Here is a 4,224-nt window from a genome sequence, read left to right as displayed (position 1 = left end):
CGGGCGCGGCGGTCGCCCGCACGCCGTTCGGCGTCGTCCTGCTCGGCCGACCCGTCCGGGCCCGCGGCGTCGAACGGACCGGGTCCGTCGGACGGGGGCGGACCCTCGGGGCGCAGCGAGGAACCGGGGCGCCTGCTCGGGAGGCTCCCCGTGGTGCCGTTGGTGCTGCTCACGGCGCCGTTGGCGGGCGGCGCGCCGAACAGCGGGCTCTCACCGGCGTCCAGGACACCGGCCGGGTTGGACGGGCCGTCGGTGCCTGCGACCAGCGCCGACAGCGAGCTGGAGCGGCCGGCGCCGTTGGAACGCTGCGGCACCTCGCCACCGCGGCCGCCCTGGGCGGGAGCACCCGCGGGCTGCGGGATGCCGAGGGGACGGCCGGACTCGGAGGGCTCGGTCGACGGGATCAGGTAGGCGGGCACCGTGACCGAGGCGGTCAGCCCGGCGCCGGGCCCCCCTGCGGCTGAGGTGGTGAGCCGGACGCCGATGCCGTGGCGGGCGCCCAGGCGGCCGACCACGAACAGACCCATGCGCCGCGACGCCGAGACGTCGACGCTGGAGGGGCCGCCGAGGCGCTGGTTGGCGTCGCTGAGCTCGTGGTCGATCATGCCGACGCCACGGTCGGCGATCTCGACGACGATCGACCCGTCGGACGTGCGGGTGGTGCTCATGACCACCTGCGAGTCGGGTGGGGAGAAGTTGGTGGCGTTGTCCAGCAGCTCCGCGAGGAGGTGGACGAGGTCGGACCCGGCGCGGCCGACGATCGCGGCCGTGGGCGGGGCCTGCACCACGATGCGCTGGTACTGCTCGATCTCCGACACCGCGGCGCGTAGGACGTCGACCATCGGGACGGGCGCGATGTTGCGCTTCGCGAGGTCGGTGCCCGCGAGGACCAGGAGGTTCTCGCTGTTGCGTCGCATGCGGGTGGCGAGGTGGTCGAGCTGGAAGAGGTTGGACAGCTGGTCGGCGTCCTGCTCGTTGCTCTCCAGCTGCTCGATGAGCTGCAGCTGGCGCTCCACGAGCGCCTGGCTGCGGCGGGAGAGGTTGACGAACATCGCGCTGACGTTGGACTGCAGGGCGGCCTGGTCGGCGGCGAGGCGGACGGCCTGCCCGTGCACCGCGTCGAACGCGCGGGCCACCTGGCCGACCTCGTCACGGCTGTTGAGCGGCACGGGGTCGACGGTGACGTCGGGCGACTCGCCCGCGCGCATGCTCTCGACGGCCTGGGGGAGCCTGCGCTCCGCGACGTCGAGTGCGGCGGTGCGCAGCACGCGCAGCGACCTGATCAGGCTGCGGGCCACGAGGACCGCGATGGTGATGCCGACGAGCAGGCCGAGCATCAGGATCACGGAGTTGATGCCGGCCAGGTTGCTGGCCGAGGCCTCCGCCGCGCTGCTCGCCGCGGCCAGGTCCTGGCGGAGCAGGTCGGCGGAGCGGTTCGCGGTGGTGCGGTCGGCGGTGTACGCCGCGTCCAGGTCGGCGGGCGACTGGACGATGGGCTGGCCGGGCGGCGTGGCGACGATCGCCGTGGCCAGCGCCTGGCGTTGCGGGTCGGCCGTGGCGTCGAGCAGGTCGCCGTACTTCGCGACCTGGCCGGAGGTGAGCGCGGCGCGGTAGTCGGCCACGTCCGACTGCAGGCGGCTGGAGGTGGAGGCCACCACGTCGGCGTCACCGGGCTGCAGCTGCGTGGCGCGGATGCCGGCGCCGAGGACGGTGTGCTGCAGCGCGAGCTGCTCGGTGGCGTCGCGGACGGCGCCGAGTGCGCTGGTCAGGGCGGCCGTGTCGGGCGTGCTCACCTGGTTCAGCAGGGCGCTGTCGAGGCGGTCGAAGCGGCCGACGATGTCGGTGTAGCGGTCGCGGACCTGCACCGCGGTGACCGCGGGGCTGTCGGTGACGTCGCTGCGCAGGGCGGCGAGCCCCTGGATGCCGGTGGACGCCTGGCCGAGGGCGGCGGACGCGGCGGGGTCGAGCTCGCCTGCGCCCCGGACCCCCGTGATGGCGCCGGTGGACACCGAGTCGGTCTGGCCGAAGCCGGTGTCGAGCGCGTTGCGGTCGCCGATGCGCTTGCCGGCCACGAAGAGGGTGGCGGCGTCGCGCTCCTGGCGCAGCGCGTCGGCGGCGGACCCGACCTGGGACTGCACGTCGAGCAGCCTGCTGCCCTGGCCGAGCTCGGCGGCGGCCCCCGCCTGGTCGGAGATGCGGAGCACTCCGAGCGCGAGGGCCAGCAGCGCCGGCACGAGTCCGACGATCACCAGCTTCCAGGCCAGTGTCCAGTTTCGCGGGTTCAACCGCTCGGACCAGGTGGGCCCGGTCTCGATGCTGGTCACGTCAACGTCCCCCAAAGGATTGCCGGCGACGATCCGCCGAACTCTGGCACGGCGGGGCCGCCCTCCGCGAGGCCGGGCAGGACGAGCTGCGGTCCAGCGGCGGTGGATGGCCGGGGAGCGGCCGGTCGTCCGGGGAGCGTGAACATCGTCGAGATCCGTCGCACCTTCTGTCGGAGGCGGCCCGGTCGGGTGTGTCTCCGGCCCGCGTGGGGCGCCACGACCGGGTGCGACACGCGCCCGCTGGGAGCGGGCGGGGACCGCTCGGACCCGATAGGATCGCAACGGCACATGTGCGCTCTCGGTCGAAGCCCGGGAAGTATAGCCCGGGGGCGATCACGCCCCGTCCGTCGAGGTACGCAGAGTGCCAGGCCGGTTACCGCCGCTCCCCTGTCGTGGACACCACGCGTGCATGTGACCAGGACCACCGCGAGGAAGTGAGACACTCCATGTCCGACGGGCCGCTGATCGTCCAGTCCGACAAGACGCTGCTGCTCGAGGTCGACCACCCGGACGCTACCGAGGCGCGGATGGCGATCGCCCCCTTCGCCGAGCTCGAGCGGGCGCCCGAGCACGTCCACACCTACCGGGTCACGCCGCTCGCGCTGTGGAACGCGCGTGCCGCGGGCCACGACGCCGAGCAGGTCGTCGACGCGCTGGTCCGGTTCTCCCGCTACGCCGTGCCGCAGGCGCTGCTCGTCGACGTCGTCGACACGATGGGGCGCTACGGCCGGCTGCAGCTGACCAACTCCCCGGTGCACGGACTCGTCATGGTGGCGCTGGACCGCGCGGTGCTGGAGGAGGTCCTCCGGCAGAAGAAGATCGCCCCGCTGCTGGGCAACCGCGTCGACGACGACACGGTGATCGTGCACCCGTCCGAGCGCGGGCACCTCAAGCAGGCGCTGCTGAAGATCGGCTGGCCCGCCGAGGACCTCGCGGGCTACGTCGACGGCGAGGCACACCCCATCGAGCTGGCCGAGAACGGCTGGAACCTGCGCGACTACCAGCGCCAGGCCGTCGAGGGCTTCTGGGCGGGTGGCTCGGGCGTGGTCGTGCTGCCCTGCGGCGCGGGCAAGACGCTCGTGGGCGCGGCGGCGATGGCGCAGGCCAAGGCCACCACGCTGATCCTGGTCACCAACACCGTGGCCGGGAGGCAGTGGAAGCGCGAGCTCGTGGCGCGCACCAGCCTCACCGAGGCCGAGATCGGCGAGTACTCCGGCGAGCGCAAGGAGATCCGCCCGGTCACGATCGCCACCTACCAGGTGGTCACACGCAAGACCAGGGGCGAGTACCGGCACCTGGAGCTGTTCGACTCCCGCGACTGGGGCCTGGTCATCTACGACGAGGTGCACCTGCTGCCCGCGCCGGTCTTCCGGATGACGGCCGACCTGCAGTCCCGCCGCCGCCTCGGCCTCACCGCCACTCTGGTGCGCGAGGACGGCCGCGAGGGCGACGTCTTCTCCCTCATCGGCCCCAAGCGCTACGACGCCCCGTGGCGCGACATCGAGGAGCAGGGCTGGATCGCGCCCGCCGACTGCGTCGAGGTCCGCGTCACGCTCACCGAGGCCGAGCGCCTCGGGTACGCGGTCGCGGAGGCGGAGGAGCGCTACAGGATGGCGTCCACCGCCCACACGAAGATCAACGTCGTCAAGGCGATCCTCGGGAAGCACCCGGGGGAGCCCACGCTCGTCATCGGTGCGTACCTGGACCAGCTCGACGAGCTGGGCGAGGCGCTGAACGCCCCGGTCATCCAGGGCTCCACCCGCAACAAGGAGCGCGAGGAGCTGTTCCAGCAGTTCCGCCAGGGCGACCTGCCGGTGCTCGTGGTCAGCAAGGTCGCCAACTTCTCCATCGACCTGCCCGAGGCCAGCGTCGCCGTCCAGGTGTCGGGCACGTTCGGGTC

General features: G+C 73.2%; 2 protein-coding genes. One reads left to right on the top strand and one right to left on the bottom strand.

Annotated elements, in window-relative coordinates; genetic code table 11:
• The coding region (locus tag JWR81_RS15630; RefSeq protein WP_297652277.1) for a nitrate- and nitrite sensing domain-containing protein at positions 1-2,324 on the bottom strand (2,324 nt) is incomplete at its 3' end.
• Positions 2,325-2,770: 446 nt separating this feature from the next.
• Here JWR81_RS15630 and JWR81_RS15625 point away from each other — a divergent pair.
• Positions 2,771-4,224: DNA repair helicase XPB (locus JWR81_RS15625; protein WP_297652274.1), on the top strand; the 1,454-nt coding region annotated here is incomplete at its 3' end.

It is taken from the genome of Pseudonocardia sp., from assembly GCF_025965585.1.
In the GTDB taxonomy this organism is placed as follows: domain Bacteria; phylum Actinomycetota; class Actinomycetes; order Mycobacteriales; family Pseudonocardiaceae; genus Pseudonocardia.
Note: the sequence above shows the minus strand (reverse complement) of the source record. Positions and strands in the feature narration are given on the sequence as shown.